Raw genomic sequence first — 14,066 nt, 5'->3', positions numbered from 1 at the left:
CTCTGCGGTTAGGAAAAGCTTTTCAACGACCAATGACAAATGACGGTTTTCCCGTCAATTGATCTCCAACAACTCCACATCAAAAATCAATGTCGCATTGGGGCCGATGCCGTGGCTGCCCTTTTTACCGTAGGCGAGGTCCGGCGGAATGAAAAGCTGCCATTTGGCCCCGGGTTTCATCATCAGCAGGGCCTCCGTCCAACCGCGAATAACGCCTTGCACGGGAAAGGTGGCCGGTTTGCCGCGTTTGTAGGAACTGTCAAACTCGGTTCCGTCCAGCAAACGGCCGCGATAGTGCACTGTCACGCGGTCCTGCAGGCCGGGGCGTTTGCCCGCGCCGGCATCAAGCACCTTGTATTGCAGGCCGGTGGCGCTGCTTATAATCCCGGGTTTCTGCCGGTTCTTATTCAGAAACGCCCTGCCTTCCCAAAGATTCTTATCCGCTACCTGGTTTTTCATCATCTGCTGGCGAGCGGCCACCCGCTTCTGCAATTCCTTTAAGGCTTCGCGCTGCTGATCCTCGGAAAGGGCCGGAGTCTGCCCGGCCAGGGCATCCTTTAACCCCTGCGCTACCAGGTCGGGGTCCACGACGATATTCTGCGCCTTAAAATCACTGCCGATTTTATGGCCGAGGCTATAGCTGGCCCTGGCTTCAGGGGTCTGCAGTTGCGGTGCGTCCTGCGCCGAAACGACGGCGGGAATGCATGTCAGTGCGAGCAGTGAACAAAAAAAATATTTCATGGCAGGTCCTTTTTGAGTTTTGGGTATCCCGGTTGCGGGTATTTTATTCGACCGACAAACCCGAACAGCTTAAAAGACCGGCTTTGGTCTGTCAATATGTGGATTAGGAGCGAAGTTGTTGTATCTCGGGTGATGGGGAACCCATGGCTTGACTTCCCTGGTAGGTCATGGTGTAGCCTGAAAAAATGACGAATTCCGACCTTGAACATTTGAACCTGCTCCCCATCAATCAGGTTGCTTGCCTTAAGCTCAGGATGGTGGAGGTGTCTGCCGATCCCACACTTCTGGCGGTTTTTCAATTGATGAAGTGGGGGATTGATGCCGGTGTGCCCCTTACCCACCGGCGAACCGCTCGCGAACTCGAACGACTCCGTCGCGATTCCGACGCCGGCAAGGCCCTGGCGTATCTCCTTGAAAACCTTCCGGGAGGGGTGGCACACCTGCATAAACGTCTTATCCGGCTGAAGCCACGCGCTGCCGCCCAACTGCTGTTGGAGATTCTCGATATGCGACTCAAGGCCGATCCCCGCAATCCTTATCCGGGGGGAGATTCCGCTTTTTAGAGTACGCTTTTCGTTGGCATGTTAAATGAAAAGCTTGGGTGTACATCGAAGGGAAAAGGAAATAATCTCTCAGTAACAGGGGGCGATGGCCCCCGGATCGGGCGATCTCTTGTGAAAATCAGAGTCCTGTTTTTAAGTACCCAAAACTCCTGCCGCTCCCAAATGGCCGAGGGGCTGGCCAACCACTGCCTGGGGGAGCGGGTTTCGGCTGTTTCCGCCGGGACCGAAGCAAGCTCCGTCCATCCTTCGGCCCTGGCCGTTATGTCCGAGGTCGGCATCGACATCTCCGGTCAACATGCAAAGAGTGCCGAGGGTTTTTCCGAGGAGACTTTTGATTTTGTCATCAGTCTGTTGGGAGAGAGTGGGGAGAAGTGCAAAGTTCATGGTGCCGGCAGTTACTGCGGGCGTTGCGGCGAACCTTGCCCACATCTTGAAAAATCGAGTCACGGGGGCGAGCGCGTGTTTCTCCTTGGCTATCCCGATCCATCTCAGCTTGTCGGTGATGAGGAACAGATTTTGACGGCATTCCGGAACTCGCGAGATGCGATCAAAGCCGGTCTTGAGCGGTTTTTCGAGGACAAGTAGTCCTGTTTTACCCCTGTTGTTCGCGGGGCGAGTTTAATCCGGTGGTATTTAGGGGAAAGGATAATCAGGAAGAAGGGCATGTTTTTACGCAACACCTCAAAATTGTTGCCCTTATTGCGGGGACGTACGCTAAAGCAGGAGAGCTGTTCCCCCGTATTGAGCGCAGGAACACGTTTTCCCGAGATCGGCTGTTGTTTCATGGAGCCCGATGTGCGGGGCTGCAACGGCGGGATGGAGCAAGCCACGGCGGCGGCATTGCTCCATGTGCCCTATCTTTAGTGGCGTGTGGCGCACGCGCCCCGGTCGTGCCCGGCGATCGCGTCATTCAGCGCTTCAAGCAATTTGTCCAGATCGATATGATAGGCATGGGCGGCTGTGCGTAATTTCATGAAATGGGATGTGACGGCAGTGTCTCCCTTGCGAATATCCGGATAGCCGAATTGCCGGAATATGCCGTAGGTTTCAGGGTAATCCTGAATGACATCCCAGATCTTCATCTCGCCGTTGATGATGTGTTTTTTCATAACCGTCTCCCTCTTGGAAAGATCATTCCTGATTTCATTTTCCTATTATGGGGAGTTCGCCGTCAAGTTCGCGCGCGATGTGTCGGGGGATGGTCGAGAACGATAGCGCTTTAAACCAAACAAAGGCGGAACCTTGCGGTTCCGCCTTTGTGATTGAAGCCCTTATGGCGATGGAAACATCAGAAAATGGTCTTTTCCATCTGCCAGATACCGCAGGGGCAGATGCCGGCACAGAGGCCGCAGCCGATGCAGTATTTTTCATCGGAGACGTACTCGAAGGTGCCGTCGGGCTTTTCTTCGCGGACAATGGCCCCTTCCGGGCAGGTTTCCAGGCACAGGGTGCAGTCGCGGCAACTGCCGCAGCTGATACAGCGATCGACTTCGCTGCAGGCATCTTCGACCCGGAACCGACCGCGATTCTGCGGCATGAACGATTCCTTGTGAAGTTGTGACTGGGAAATCATCACCGGCTCGGGCTTGGCGATCAGCTCGCGCCCGCCAAGGTAGTCGTCGATGTAATCGGCGACTTCGCGACCGGTACCGATGGCGTGAGTCAGCAGACCCGGCTTGATGGTGTCGCCCAGGGCGAACACACCGGGAGCTTTTTTGACCTGCAGGCAGTCGTCGGTTTCCATCATGCCGCGGTCGGTAAGCCATTCGCGCGGTACATAGGACAGGTCGGGACGCTCGCCGATGGCGATGATCACGGTGTCGGCCTCGATCAGGCGTCCATCCTTGGTGTGCAGACCTGCTTCGGTGATCTTTTCGGTGTAGACCGGCCAATCGATCTTGCCGCCAAGTTTGGTGAACTGGTCGATCTCCTTCTGGTAGGCGGCAGGCCGTTGCACGTCGATGGCGGTGACCTGCTCGGCTCCCATATGATAGGCACCGATGGCCACGTCCATGCCCGCGTTACCGGCACCGATAACCACCACCTTGGGGCCGACTTTGGGCTGCAGACCGTTGTTGATGTCTTTCAGGAACTCCAGGCCTTTGACCAGGCGCTCATGGCCGGGGAAGGGGATGACCACAGGGTTATGGGCACCGGTAGCCACGACCACGGCATCAACCTCACCACGCAGGGCTTCAAAAGCTTCTTTGTCGATTTTGCTGTTGGTGTGGATGTCGACGCCGATGTTTTTGATACGGTTGATTTCGTCGTTCAGGACTTCGCGCGGCAGACGCTCCGAAGGGATGGCCTGGCGCAATTTGCCGCCGACTTCCTTGTCCGCTTCGTGGAGAACCACACTGTGACCGCGCAGCGCCAGTTGCCAGGCGACGGACAGGCCGGCGGGACCGCCGCCGAGTACCGCTACCTTCTTGCCGGTGGAGGGGTGCAGTTCAGGGGCTGCAACGCTCTGCGACAGGCGGCCGAGTTCCTTCATGGCTACCGGATGGTCCAGGTAGCGACGGCTGCACGCATCCATGCAGAGGTTGGGACAAACCTGCCCGCACACGCTGGCCGGGAACGGCGAATAGGACAGCACCAGTTCCAGAGCTTCCTGAGTCTTGTTTTCACGCAGCAGCCGGATGCGATCCTGGGTCGGAATGCCGGTGGGGCAGGCCGACTGGCAGGGGGCGGCATAGGCTTTGTTTTTCCAGTGCGGAATCTTCAGACGCATGTCGCCGGCGTTGACCAGATTGGCCACGATATCGTAATCGTCGGTGACGACATCTCCGAAGATGCCGCCTTCCACCCATTTGTTCAAGCGGAATTCGCGCAGGGAAATACGTTCGCTGGCCTGGCGTTCTTCGTAGGATTTGGCGACGATCTTTTTCCACTGGGACAGGTCGGTGAGTTCCTGCAGTAGCTCAGGTTTGTCGATCTTGCCGAGAAACACGGGCATGTTGCTGGTCAGAAACTCATGGTCGAATTCGTCCAGCTCCATTAGCCAGACATCCTTGGACAGGTTCTGGATGGGGCCGCGCACATAGATGGTGCCGCCGACCATACCGACGCAGGCACGGTCGCCAAGCACCGATTCGAATTCTTCGCTGTCGTAGCCGCAGACCACGGCAATGCCGCCGCCCATGAATTCGAAAGAGAAGGAACCGACGTTTTTGAGGACCCACAGTTCCGGTGCCTCATGGGCCGGGTCGCGTTTCATCAGGGAGCCGGTACGGGTGCCCGCACGACCGCCGACATAGATCTTGCCGCTGGCGGAACAGTGGGCGGTGGTGTCGCCGCCGTCGCCCTTGAGCACGACGGTAGCACCGGCATTCAGCCAGCCGACATCAGCCGGGGCCGGACCGTTGATAACGATCTCGGTGCCGGCCAGGCCGAAGGCGCCGACACGCTGGCCGGGGTTTTTAACGGTGAATTTCAGAGGCTTGCCGTCTTTGGTCCAGAGCGGTCCGCCAATGTCGTGATGGCCGGAGGAGAGAACCTCGAATTCGGTCTCGCCGGCCTCCAGAGCGTCGTAAATCTTCTGCAGCAGCTGCTGGGTGGAAATACGGCGATTATTTTCATCAAAGCCATTGATAAAGGCTGCCATTACTTGAAACCTCCTTAACAGACGTACTGAACCTGCAGACGATCAGCGACAGCCTTGTCCGAAGAGACCAGGCAGTCGGAACGACCGATGGGCAGGGAGGAGTTGCCGATGGGGGCCATGAGCTTGCGCAACTCCACATCCATGGCCAGGAAGTAGTTGACGATATTTTCCGCCACTCGTTCCGGATCGAGACGCTTGACCAGTACCGGTTGCTGCGTGGTGATGCCTACCGGGCACAGGCCGGTGTTGCAGGCGTTGCAGCGGCTGTGGTCGTTGCCGAGGCAACCGGCCATCTGCAGAATCAGCTTGCCGGTAAATACGCCGTTGGCGCCAAGACACATCATCTTGAAGGCATCGGCTGCCAGGTTGCCGGTTTTGCCGAGGCCGCCGGCCGCCCACAGTGGAATCTGCCCCTGACGACCCTGTGCCACCGCGGCCAGGTAACAGTCGCGCAGTTTGCTGACGCTCGGGTGGCCGGTATGGTCGAGGCTGATGTCGTGGGCTGCGCCGGTACCGCCGTCGATACCGTCGAGGAAGAATCCGCCGACGATATTATAGGGGTCGCGCACCAGGTTGTTGAACACCGAAACCGAGGTGGCGCTTGCGGCAACCTTGATGGCCACCGGCACGCGGAATTTGAAAGCGGCATTGAAAGACAGGAACATCTTCTGCACGCTCTCCTCGATGGAGTAGAGACCCTGATGGTTGGGCGGCGACAGCAGATCCGCCTTGGGCACGCCGCGGATGGCCTGGATGTGCTCGGCCACTTTGGCCGCCATCAGCAGGCCGCCGTCGCCGGGCTTGGCGCCCTGGCCGATCTTGATCAAAATCCCGGCCGGATCTTCAACCATATCCGGCATGGCCTGGATGATGCGGTTCCAACCGAAATGCCCGGAGGCGATCTGCAGGATCATGTATTTGAGGTAACGGCTTTTCAGCAGCCGTACCGGCATGCCGCCTTCCCCGGAGCACATGCGCACCGGCAGTCCGCATTCCTCGTTGAGGTAGGCGACCGCCATGGCAATAGCTTCCCACATGCGCCAGGACAAGGCCCCGATGGACATGTCGCCGATGATAACCGGGTAGATCCAGTGTACCGGCGGGGTGTGGCCCTTCTGGACCAGATTGCCGTCAGCGGCCTGGTCAAAGGGCAGCGAGTTTGCCGGCAGAATGCGCCCCAGGGGAGCAAGACAGTCGAAGACATGGCGCTGGGCGTCAAGGCTCGGGTCGGTCATCTGCGAAATACGCCCGACGCGCAAGGTGTCCAGGGTGCGGGCCTGTACTTCGAGATTGTTACGACCGCCGCGTTTGGGTCCGGTGCCGGTCGAAGTCGCGTAGACCACGTTGAAGCGGGAGTCGGGGTTGCGACTGGAGCTGATGGCGTTGTTGGGGCACACGCGCTCGCAGACGCCGCAGCCGCGGCAGAAGTTCTTGATCTTGTTCGCCTGGGCGATCACCGGTTGAGCGGTGAAACGGGTCTTGGGTTCGGGGGTGGCGCTTTCCGTAAAGGTAATGCGTCGCCGCTCCATTTTCGGCCCGATGGCGTCGAATGTACAGGCCGCAATACAGGATCCGCACAGGGTGCAGCGCTCGGGATGATACTGAATCTTCCAGGGAAGATCGTTGCAGGCGATGTCGTTTATTTTTACTGTTTCCATCGCTGGACCTCCAGGTTGTTGTCTATAACCACGATTTCACGCTCATTGGGGTAGATATCCGTCTCCCAATTGCGGTTCGGCAGGATCTCGTTGATGCCGCAGACCTCCGAGGACAGAACCACGGTGTCTTCATCCCTGCCGACCACGACCGGCCGCAGTTTTTTGGCGTCGCAGCAGGTGAACATGGTGTTGTCGGGCAACACGCCGATGATGGTATTGGGACCGTTGATCTCCAGGTGCGCCAGGGACTGACGCAAGGCCAGCAGTTGTTGCTGGTCTTCCCGTTTGACGACATCCTCGAAAGGCAGCGGCGTGATGACGTGTTTGTAGTAGGGCAGCGGCCAGCCCAGCTCGTGATGCACGTGGTGCAGAGTGTAAAGGAAGCACTGGGAGTCGGACTCGAAGCCGATGTATCCGCGATGCAGGTTCTGCTGGAACTCTTTGTTTTTCTGATAGAAGGTGTTTTCGCCGTTGGCCAGTGCCGTATAACCCTGAATGAAGAAGGGGTGCGCGGCATAGCGCACGATGGCGTAGTTGGTGTTCTGCCGGCACTGGGCAGTGATGACCTTGGCGGTGAACTTGTCGTCCGCTTCCCAGATATTGAAGAACGTTCCGATGTCGCGGGGATCGCCGATTTCCTTCAGGGTGACGACGTCGGGCCAGAAGGAATAGGCGAAGCCTTTGCAATCCTCTTCCATGCCGGCCCGCAGTTCCAGGCGGGTGTCGAGGAGCAGTTCCTCTTTGTCCTTCTGGCTGGCGTCGGCGTAGGTTTCGGGATAATCAAAGGTCTGGAAGACGTAGTGCGGCATGGCCTGGATATCCAGACCCGGCTGCCGGTTGGTCTGCGGCTCCCATTCGTGGACCATGCGGAAACCGCGAGCGTCCATGATGGCTTTGGCGATCTGTAGTCCTTCGTCCGTGCAGGCCAGCGACAAAGTAGGCAGATGCTTGTAGTTTTCGAAGATGCCCCCAAGGTCCTGCATGACCATGGCGAAGCCGGAATTGTCATGTCCCTTCTGTTGGGACTGCATGAGCAAAAGGGCTTGGCTGGGGTGCACATAGTGGCGGCTTTTAATAGCTCCAATACGACACATTCGATCTAACCTCCGGATGGTGTGTACACAAACAACCACGTAAGGGTTTCGTGTGGCCGATACTCAAATGCAAGTACGGTGCCAGGGCTCTTGGTGGGTGTTCGTTGTGTTCTGTGTTCGGGTTCAAGAAGGCTAAAAGTCTTATAATGGCAACACCTTAGCCGGGGGATCCGGAAGTTTCGGGGGCGCAGCGGCGAAGTCGGGAGTGGGGATTGCAGGGAGGCGTTGTTACACGGATAGAGTACTTTGTCTACTCAGACAGTCCGGTGCCGCTGCGAGGTTCGATGTTCGGGATAAAGCATGTACATCGCGCTGGATCGCGGTTGTGCGGCGGCCGCTACCCTGCCGAGCTTTGCGTAACAACCGCCTGGGCTGAAAATGGGCGCATGGGTGCGGGTTTCGGAATCTTGGGTCAGAATGGCTGAGGTCGGTTTGCCGATTCCAGAACCTCGACGGTCTGCCGGGTATTGTTTGTAATGGTGAATCCCTGGGCGCAGAGCCTGGCCAGACGACGCATTTCCAGCCGCCGTTCCCGGGACAGACGGCTGAAGTTTACGAGTCCCGTTACAATTTGCGGAGTAAGGGGACGGTCGCCACGAAGCACATATCCGGTCTGCTCTTCGGTCAGTATTTCCGAGGCGCCATTGTGGGTCGTGGTCATAACCGGCAAGCCGCAAGCCAGCGCTTCCAGACAGACGTTGGCAAAGGGGTCGCTTAGGGTGGGTAGTACCAACAGGTCTGCGGCACGGTAGCTGTTCCGGGTGTGGCTGCTGGCCCCACAAAAATCGACAGCTGCGGATATGCCGAGTTTTTCTGCGTGTTTGCGGAACGGCAGGGGGTTGTCTCGGCCAACAACGGCCAGGTGGCAGGCAATGCCGGCTGTTTTCAGTTGGTGCAATGCATCAAGAATGAAGGCAAGTCCTTTGCGAACGAAATCGTTGGCTACGAACAATAATTTCAAGGGCCCGTTGACGATAGCCTCTTGGCTGGGCGGGGTGAATTTATCCAGATCGACCCCGTTGTATACGACGTGAATGCGTTCGCCCGGGTAGTTGTAGTAATCGAGTAACTGTCGGCGAACCCAATGGGAATTGGTGATGATGGCCCCGGTATGTTGGGTGCGGCAGATCTCCTGCTCCAATGCCAGAATGGTGCGGTGGCGCGGATTCATCCGTTCAAGCGTGTTTCGCCACCGGGCGGTATAGCGGATATCGAGCCATGTGGCATGAAAAGGGTCGCTGAAGCGGAACGCGTCGGCAGGAAAAGTCCGGCTCAGGGCATATACGCGGTCAACGTTGAGTTGTTTGAGGGCGATTTGGCTGTTGCGATGGAAAGACAGGTTGCGTGCCGACGACGACCAATTGCGAACTTGTACGGGGACGTGTACCAATTCGGGATGAATGTTATCATCGCATTCGCGAGCTACCAGAAATACCTGGTGCCCCATGTCCGCGAGGCAGCGACACAGATTGGCGCAATATGCTTCCGCTCCTCCCCGCTGGAAGCCGGATTCCTTTCGAACTATGGCAATTTTCATAAATGTGAAACCTTTGTCACTTAATGCTATTCGTTATGATGCATTAAGGTGAAAACTATCATGTTCTTCCGGTTACGTAAACACAACAATGGGGGGGCAGCGGAAAAATCAATGTGTGCCAGTTGCTCCTGTTCGAATTGCGGTGAAGGCCAGCGGGGATATTGTCCCCCCGGTTTCGCGGCGTCTGGGGGTTTTCAGGGCTAAAAAAGCTCGGCCTCGTTTAAAGGTAAAGCCCTTTTGTCTTTCTCCGACAGCGTCGGTTCTTCGTCGGTGGGCCAGTGAATGGCAAGATCCGGATCGTTCCAGATAATGGCTCTTTCATGTTCGGGGGCATAATAATCCGTGGTCTTGTACAGGAACTCCGCCACCTCGGACAGCACGAGAAAACCATGCGCAAAGCCTTCAGGAATCCACAGCTGGCGTTTGTTTTCGGCGGATAGGCGGACTCCGACCCATTTGCCGAACGTTGGGGAGTGTCGCCGGATGTCCACGGCAACATCGAAGACCTCGCCGACGATGACGCGTACCAATTTGGCCTGAACCTGCTCGATCTGGTAATGCAGCCCCCTTAACACGCCCCTGGCGGATCGGGAATGATTGTCCTGGACGAACCGGGTGCTCAGGCCCGTCGTGTTTTGCCACTGTTTCTGGTTGAAGCTTTCGAAGAAGAAACCCCTCTGATCGCCGAAGATTTTCGGTTCGATCATAAAAACCTCAGAAAGTTCCGTTTCAATCTTGTTCATAACTCGTCTCTCAGTACTTGCTCGAGATAATCGCGGTAGCTTGATTGCGGGATGTCGCGAAGGATGGTCGTCATCCGGCTTTTGTCGATAAATCCTTTGCGCAGGGCAATTTCTTCGAGGCAGGCGATTTTGGTCCCTTGTCGAGCTTCAATGGTACCGATGAAATGGCTGGCTTCCAGCAGGCTCATGTGCGTTCCGGTATCGAGCCACGCAATGCCCCGGCCGAGTTTCTCCACCTGGAGTTCCCCCCGTCGAAGATACTCCAGATTGAGATCGGTGATCTCCAGTTCGCCGCGGCCGGAGGGCCGCAGGCTCTTCGCCATGGCGACAACCTTGTTATCGTAAAGGTACAGTCCCGGGATGGCGTACTGGGATTTGGGGTTTGACGGTTTTTCCTCGAGTCCGATGGCTTTGCCCGCGGAGTCGAACTGCACCACTCCGTAGCGTTCCGGGTCGCTGACCGGATAGCCGAAAACCGTTGCGCCTCCGGCAAAGTTGTCAATGATCGTATCCAGTCCCACCTTGCCGTAAAAAAGGTTGTCGCCAAGGATCAGGCAGACGGATTCGCCGGCGATGAATTCTTCCCCGATCAGAAATGCCTGGGCGATGCCTTTGGGCTCGGGCTGGACGGCATAGGACAGTTTGATTCCCCATCGGCTGCCATTTCCCAATAATGCCCGGAAGCGGGGGATGTCCTGCGGTGTTGAAATAATCAGGATATCATGGATACCGGCAAGCATGAGGGTTGCCAGGGGATAATAAATCATCGGCTTGTCGTAGACCGGCTGCAACTGTTTGCTCGCCACCAGGGTCAAGGGGTAGAGTCTGTTGCCGGCGCCACCCGCCAGAACGATGCCTTTTTTAATTGCAGCCATTACGAATACGTTCCTTTCAAAATGCTCTTTCTTGAAGCCCGAGGAGTTATGAGTTGTCAAGCCAGGGATGTTTTCGCTTTGTTCTGTCTTAAGGGCTTCCGCCTTGGGGGTGGCTTTGAGAATTCAGCCGGTTTGCCATATACCGAGCCAGTGCCTGGCGCCAGTTGGGGACGATGGCGCCGGTAGTCTTTCGGTACTTTGCTTTGGATAACACGGAATAGGATGGGCGGGGTGCCGGCAAGGGGTATGCCGTTGTGGGAATAGGGAGAATGAGCTTCGCTTTAATGGTTTCTCCGTTGGTTTTCAGCAGCGATACGATCTCTTCCGCAAACCGGTGCCAACTGCATTGCCCCTCGTTGGCGTAATGGTAAATGCCATAAAGGGGATCTGGGGTGCGCTTTTTCCTGGTGTCCGTTGTTTCCTCGGCAAGGAGGTTTAGCGCAGCCTGCGTCAAGTCGGCTGTGTAGGTGGGCGAACCGAACTGGTCTGCCACGATACGCAATTCTTCGCGTTGTTGCGCCAACCGGATCATGGATTCGACAAAATTTTTCCCGCCGGGACCATACAGCCAGCTGGTGCGGACGATAAAGAATCGCTCCAGGCCGCTGTCCTGTATCAGCTGTTCGCCCTGGAGCTTCGATTTGCCGTAAATCGACCGGGGGTCCGGACAGTCGGTCTCGCGGTAAGGGGCTGTTTTGTCGCCGCCGAAAACATAGTCGGAAGAGAAGTGCACCAGGGTTGCGTTGAGCTCTTTGGCGACCTGTGCCAGATTTCCAGGGCCAACGGCATTTACCGAAAAAGCAAGAGCTTCGTTTGATTCCGCACCATCCACGTCGGTGTAGGCCGCGCAGTTGATGATGACATCAGGCTGAAAGGCACTCAGCCCCATCCTGGCGGAGGCCCGGTCGGTCAAGTCGAATTGGGGGTGGCTAAGGGCGACAATGTCCCACTCGGACGGCGCCGATCGCAGCACCATGCGGGCGAGCATTCCTCTGGCACCGACAATGGCCACCCGGCGTTTTTGATTCGGCATGTTGCTGTTCTCTCCAAAGGTCAGGGGAAAAAGAACTCAGGGGGCGACGGTCTCAAGCTTCACGCCATACATTTTTTGATAATACTCCCGGTAAGAGCCGTCCAGGATGGCGGCGGACCAATCCGGGTTGTCCAGATACCAATCGATGGTTCGGCGAATGCCTTCCTCAAAGGTAACCGCTGGTTGCCAGCCGGGATCGTTGCCGATCTTGGAGGCGTCGATAGCATAGCGCCGATCGTGTCCGGCGCGGTCCTTGACGAAAGAGATCAGTTCCCGCCGGGGTTTACCCGAAGCTAACAACCCTACTTTCTCATCCAGAATATCGCAAATCGTGTGCACGACCTCTATGTTCTGTCTCTCGTTGTTGCCGCCGATATTGTAGGTTTCCCCGATTCTGCCGCGCGCCAGCACCTGGAGGATGGCATGGCAGTGATCTGCGACAAAGAGCCAGTCGCGCACGTTTTTGCCATCTCCATAGACCGGCAACGGTTTGCCGTTCAGCGCATTGTTGATGATCAGCGGGATCAGTTTTTCAGGAAACTGATACGGTCCGTAATTGTTTGAGCAGTTGGTGATGAGGGTGGGCAAGCCGTAGGTGTGAAAATAGGCGCTGACCAGGTGGTCGGAAGAGGCCTTGCTCGCAGAGTAGGGCGAGCGCGGATCGTAGGGCGTGGTTTCGGTGAAAAACCCGGTAGCTCCCAGCGACCCGTAAACCTCATCGGTGCTGACGTGCAGGAAGCGCTTATCGCGGTTCTCGTCTGCGGGTTGCGCCAGCCAGGTTTTGCGAGCTGCTTCGAGTAGATTGAATGTGCCGACAATATTGGTCTGGATGAACTCGGCGGGCCCCTCGATGCTGCGGTCGACGTGGGATTCGGCGGCGAAATGCACCACGGTGTCAATCTTCTCTTCCGTGAAAATCCGGGACACGAGGTCGATGTCGCAGATATCGCCGGCCACAAAACGGTATCCGGATCCCTGTTCCAGTCCGCGGAGGTTGGATGGGTTGCCGGCATAGGTCAGCTTGTCGAGGTTGATGATGGCAATGTCCGGGAGAAATTGCCGGGCCACATGGATAAAATTGGATCCTATGAATCCGCATCCGCCGGTTACTAATATTTTTTTCATGGCCGTCCCTTTGTATTCAATCAAGCTTGTTCGTTTATCTTAAAAACTTTAAACGCAAGATGTTTTTCACGAATTTGTAAAACGGTCTCAGCATGATAAATGTAAAAAAAGAAAAATCGTGATTAATAATTCTTTTCATGTCATAAAAGTTTATCCGACCATTTTTGTATAATTTGAACGCCTTTTCTCCGAATTTTATCAAAATCAATGTCTTTATGAGTCTTCCAAATCGTATATAAGGTTTGTGGCAATAATCATTTAGTAAAAGTGGAACATCACTGAAATAAACTAAGCCGTTTTTGTTTTTTTGTGTCGTTTGTTCTTCATGTATTCGGAAGCCAACCAGTTTATCTTTTATATAGTAAAGATCACCATTTTCAAGTAAGTGAAACCACATTTCCAGGTCAAGGACTTGCCTATAGTTATCTTTGAATCCTCTTTTTAGAGCATCTCTTCTGAAAATGACAGAAGTTGGTTCTCCGATTTTATTTTTAAAATATAAAAGACAATCCTTGATAATTTCTTTTCCAGGAGAATATACACCTTCAGCATAACTGACAGCCTCACCAATCACATTTGATTGGGAGTCGATGAGTTGCCTGCCTGAACTGACGAGCGAAACGTTCGGATGACTTTCTAGAGCATCTACAAAGCGTCCCAGGCAGTCTGGGGTGAGGAAGAGGTCGTCAGCAAGGAGATATTTTATGTACTTTCCTTTACAAAGACTCAAACATTTATTGAAATTGCCGACGATACCTAAGTTTGAATCGTTAGTATAAAATTTGATAGATTTATTTTCTATTGCATAATTGGAAATTATTTCTCTTGTATTGTCAGATGATTTGTCATCGACAATTATAATTTCATAATTCTTGTAGAGTTGGCAGAGAACAGAGTCTATGGTTTGGTTTATATACTTTTCACTATTATATGACGGTATGCAAATGCTAACGTTTTTCATGTTAATCCAAAATTAAAGTTTAATTTATACATTTAAAATGTTTAAAATTGCATTGAACCCAGAAACTTAGAGTGAAAAGCAAGTATTCAAGTTTATTGTCATATCTTTAGCATTGCAGAAGGACCATTGTTC

The 14,066-nt window shown here is 55.0% G+C and carries 14 protein-coding genes; 3 read left to right on the top strand and 11 right to left on the bottom strand.

Features of this window, described 5'->3' with window-relative positions; translation table 11 throughout:
* Nucleotides 1-54: 54 nt before the first annotated feature.
* Nucleotides 55-741 carry an FKBP-type peptidyl-prolyl cis-trans isomerase gene (locus PCAR_RS14185; RefSeq protein ID WP_011342380.1) on the bottom strand — a complete coding sequence of 229 codons (687 nt, stop codon included), beginning with the start codon at nucleotides 739-741 and terminating at the stop codon, nucleotides 55-57.
* Between the two features lie 185 nt (nucleotides 742-926).
* Here PCAR_RS14185 and PCAR_RS14180 point away from each other — a divergent pair, with 185 nt between their 5' ends.
* The 3 genes from PCAR_RS14180 to PCAR_RS14170 all read left to right on the top strand — a co-directional run bounded on the left by PCAR_RS14180 (nucleotide 927) and on the right by PCAR_RS14170 (nucleotide 2,168).
* Nucleotides 927-1,304, top strand: a complete 378-nt coding sequence (locus tag PCAR_RS14180) for a hypothetical protein (protein WP_011342379.1) — start codon at nucleotides 927-929, stop codon at nucleotides 1,302-1,304.
* A gap of 111 nt (nucleotides 1,305-1,415) precedes the next feature.
* The gene (locus PCAR_RS14175) at nucleotides 1,416-1,889 is read left to right on the top strand and encodes an arsenate reductase ArsC (protein ID WP_011342378.1); all 474 of its coding nucleotides are present in this window, start codon (nucleotides 1,416-1,418) and stop codon (nucleotides 1,887-1,889) included.
* Nucleotides 1,890-1,967: 78 nt separating this feature from the next.
* Complete coding sequence (locus PCAR_RS14170) at nucleotides 1,968-2,168, top strand: hypothetical protein (protein WP_041531397.1); 201 nt, start codon at nucleotides 1,968-1,970, stop codon at nucleotides 2,166-2,168.
* On the opposite strand, the gene PCAR_RS14165 is transcribed toward PCAR_RS14170, so the two are convergent.
* The 10 genes from PCAR_RS14165 to PCAR_RS14120 all read right to left on the bottom strand — a co-directional run bounded on the left by PCAR_RS14165 (nucleotide 2,165) and on the right by PCAR_RS14120 (nucleotide 13,934).
* Complete coding sequence (locus tag PCAR_RS14165) at nucleotides 2,165-2,413, bottom strand: DUF1858 domain-containing protein (protein WP_011342377.1); 249 nt, start codon at nucleotides 2,411-2,413, stop codon at nucleotides 2,165-2,167. The two genes, PCAR_RS14170 and PCAR_RS14165, sit on opposite strands and share 4 nt — an antisense overlap.
* 179 nt (nucleotides 2,414-2,592) lie before the next feature.
* Nucleotides 2,593-4,908: an FAD-dependent oxidoreductase gene (locus tag PCAR_RS14160; RefSeq protein ID WP_011342376.1), complete on the bottom strand. Its 2,316-nt coding sequence runs from the start codon at nucleotides 4,906-4,908 to the stop codon at nucleotides 2,593-2,595.
* Nucleotides 4,909-4,922: 14 nt separating this feature from the next.
* The gene (locus tag PCAR_RS14155; protein WP_011342375.1) at nucleotides 4,923-6,566 is read right to left on the bottom strand and encodes a glutamate synthase-related protein; all 1,644 of its coding nucleotides are present in this window, start codon (nucleotides 6,564-6,566) and stop codon (nucleotides 4,923-4,925) included.
* The gene (locus PCAR_RS14150; protein ID WP_011342374.1) at nucleotides 6,554-7,660 is read right to left on the bottom strand and encodes a class II glutamine amidotransferase; all 1,107 of its coding nucleotides are present in this window, start codon (nucleotides 7,658-7,660) and stop codon (nucleotides 6,554-6,556) included. The genes PCAR_RS14155 and PCAR_RS14150 overlap by 13 nt, the downstream gene beginning before the upstream one ends.
* A 412-nt stretch (nucleotides 7,661-8,072) precedes the next feature.
* Nucleotides 8,073-9,197, bottom strand: a complete 1,125-nt coding sequence (locus tag PCAR_RS14145; protein ID WP_011342373.1) for a glycosyltransferase family 4 protein — start codon at nucleotides 9,195-9,197, stop codon at nucleotides 8,073-8,075.
* A gap of 200 nt (nucleotides 9,198-9,397) precedes the next feature.
* Nucleotides 9,398-9,940 carry a dTDP-4-dehydrorhamnose 3,5-epimerase gene (rfbC, locus tag PCAR_RS14140; protein WP_011342372.1) on the bottom strand — a complete coding sequence of 181 codons (543 nt, stop codon included), beginning with the start codon at nucleotides 9,938-9,940 and terminating at the stop codon, nucleotides 9,398-9,400.
* Nucleotides 9,937-10,815: a glucose-1-phosphate thymidylyltransferase RfbA gene (gene rfbA, locus PCAR_RS14135; protein ID WP_011342371.1), complete on the bottom strand. Its 879-nt coding sequence runs from the start codon at nucleotides 10,813-10,815 to the stop codon at nucleotides 9,937-9,939. The genes rfbC and rfbA overlap by 4 nt, the downstream gene beginning before the upstream one ends.
* 88 nt (nucleotides 10,816-10,903) lie before the next feature.
* Nucleotides 10,904-11,848 (bottom strand): dTDP-4-dehydrorhamnose reductase, encoded by a 945-nt coding sequence (rfbD, locus tag PCAR_RS14130; RefSeq protein ID WP_011342370.1) that lies wholly within the window; start codon nucleotides 11,846-11,848, stop codon nucleotides 10,904-10,906.
* Nucleotides 11,849-11,884: 36 nt separating this feature from the next.
* The gene (gene rfbB, locus PCAR_RS14125; protein WP_011342369.1) at nucleotides 11,885-12,973 is read right to left on the bottom strand and encodes a dTDP-glucose 4,6-dehydratase; all 1,089 of its coding nucleotides are present in this window, start codon (nucleotides 12,971-12,973) and stop codon (nucleotides 11,885-11,887) included.
* Between the two features lie 34 nt (nucleotides 12,974-13,007).
* On the bottom strand, nucleotides 13,008-13,934 hold the full coding sequence (locus PCAR_RS14120; RefSeq protein ID WP_011342368.1) for a glycosyltransferase: 927 nt from the start codon (nucleotides 13,932-13,934) through the stop codon (nucleotides 13,008-13,010).
* Between the last annotated feature and the right edge of the window lie 132 nt (nucleotides 13,935-14,066).

This window comes from Syntrophotalea carbinolica DSM 2380, assembly GCF_000012885.1.
Classification (GTDB): Bacteria; Desulfobacterota; Desulfuromonadia; order Desulfuromonadales; family Syntrophotaleaceae; genus Syntrophotalea; species Syntrophotalea carbinolica.
This window is presented reverse-complemented; position numbering and strand designations above follow the sequence as displayed.

Coding starts and splice junctions, on each gene's coding strand:
- PCAR_RS14185 (WP_011342380.1), bottom strand. CDS start 741: ATGAAATATTTTTTTTGTTCACTGCTCGCACTGACATGCATTCCCGCC.
- PCAR_RS14180 (WP_011342379.1), top strand. CDS start 927: ATGACGAATTCCGACCTTGAACATTTGAACCTGCTCCCCATCAATCAG.
- PCAR_RS14170 (WP_041531397.1), top strand. CDS start 1,968: ATGTTTTTACGCAACACCTCAAAATTGTTGCCCTTATTGCGGGGACGT.
- PCAR_RS14165 (WP_011342377.1), bottom strand. CDS start 2,413: ATGAAAAAACACATCATCAACGGCGAGATGAAGATCTGGGATGTCATT.
- PCAR_RS14160 (WP_011342376.1), bottom strand. CDS start 4,908: ATGGCAGCCTTTATCAATGGCTTTGATGAAAATAATCGCCGTATTTCC.
- PCAR_RS14155 (WP_011342375.1), bottom strand. CDS start 6,566: ATGGAAACAGTAAAAATAAACGACATCGCCTGCAACGATCTTCCCTGG.
- PCAR_RS14150 (WP_011342374.1), bottom strand. CDS start 7,660: ATGTGTCGTATTGGAGCTATTAAAAGCCGCCACTATGTGCACCCCAGC.
- PCAR_RS14145 (WP_011342373.1), bottom strand. CDS start 9,197: ATGAAAATTGCCATAGTTCGAAAGGAATCCGGCTTCCAGCGGGGAGGA.
- rfbC (WP_011342372.1), bottom strand. CDS start 9,940: ATGAACAAGATTGAAACGGAACTTTCTGAGGTTTTTATGATCGAACCG.
- rfbA (WP_011342371.1), bottom strand. CDS start 10,815: ATGGCTGCAATTAAAAAAGGCATCGTTCTGGCGGGTGGCGCCGGCAAC.
- rfbD (WP_011342370.1), bottom strand. CDS start 11,848: ATGCCGAATCAAAAACGCCGGGTGGCCATTGTCGGTGCCAGAGGAATG.
- rfbB (WP_011342369.1), bottom strand. CDS start 12,973: ATGAAAAAAATATTAGTAACCGGCGGATGCGGATTCATAGGATCCAAT.
- PCAR_RS14120 (WP_011342368.1), bottom strand. CDS start 13,934: ATGAAAAACGTTAGCATTTGCATACCGTCATATAATAGTGAAAAGTAT.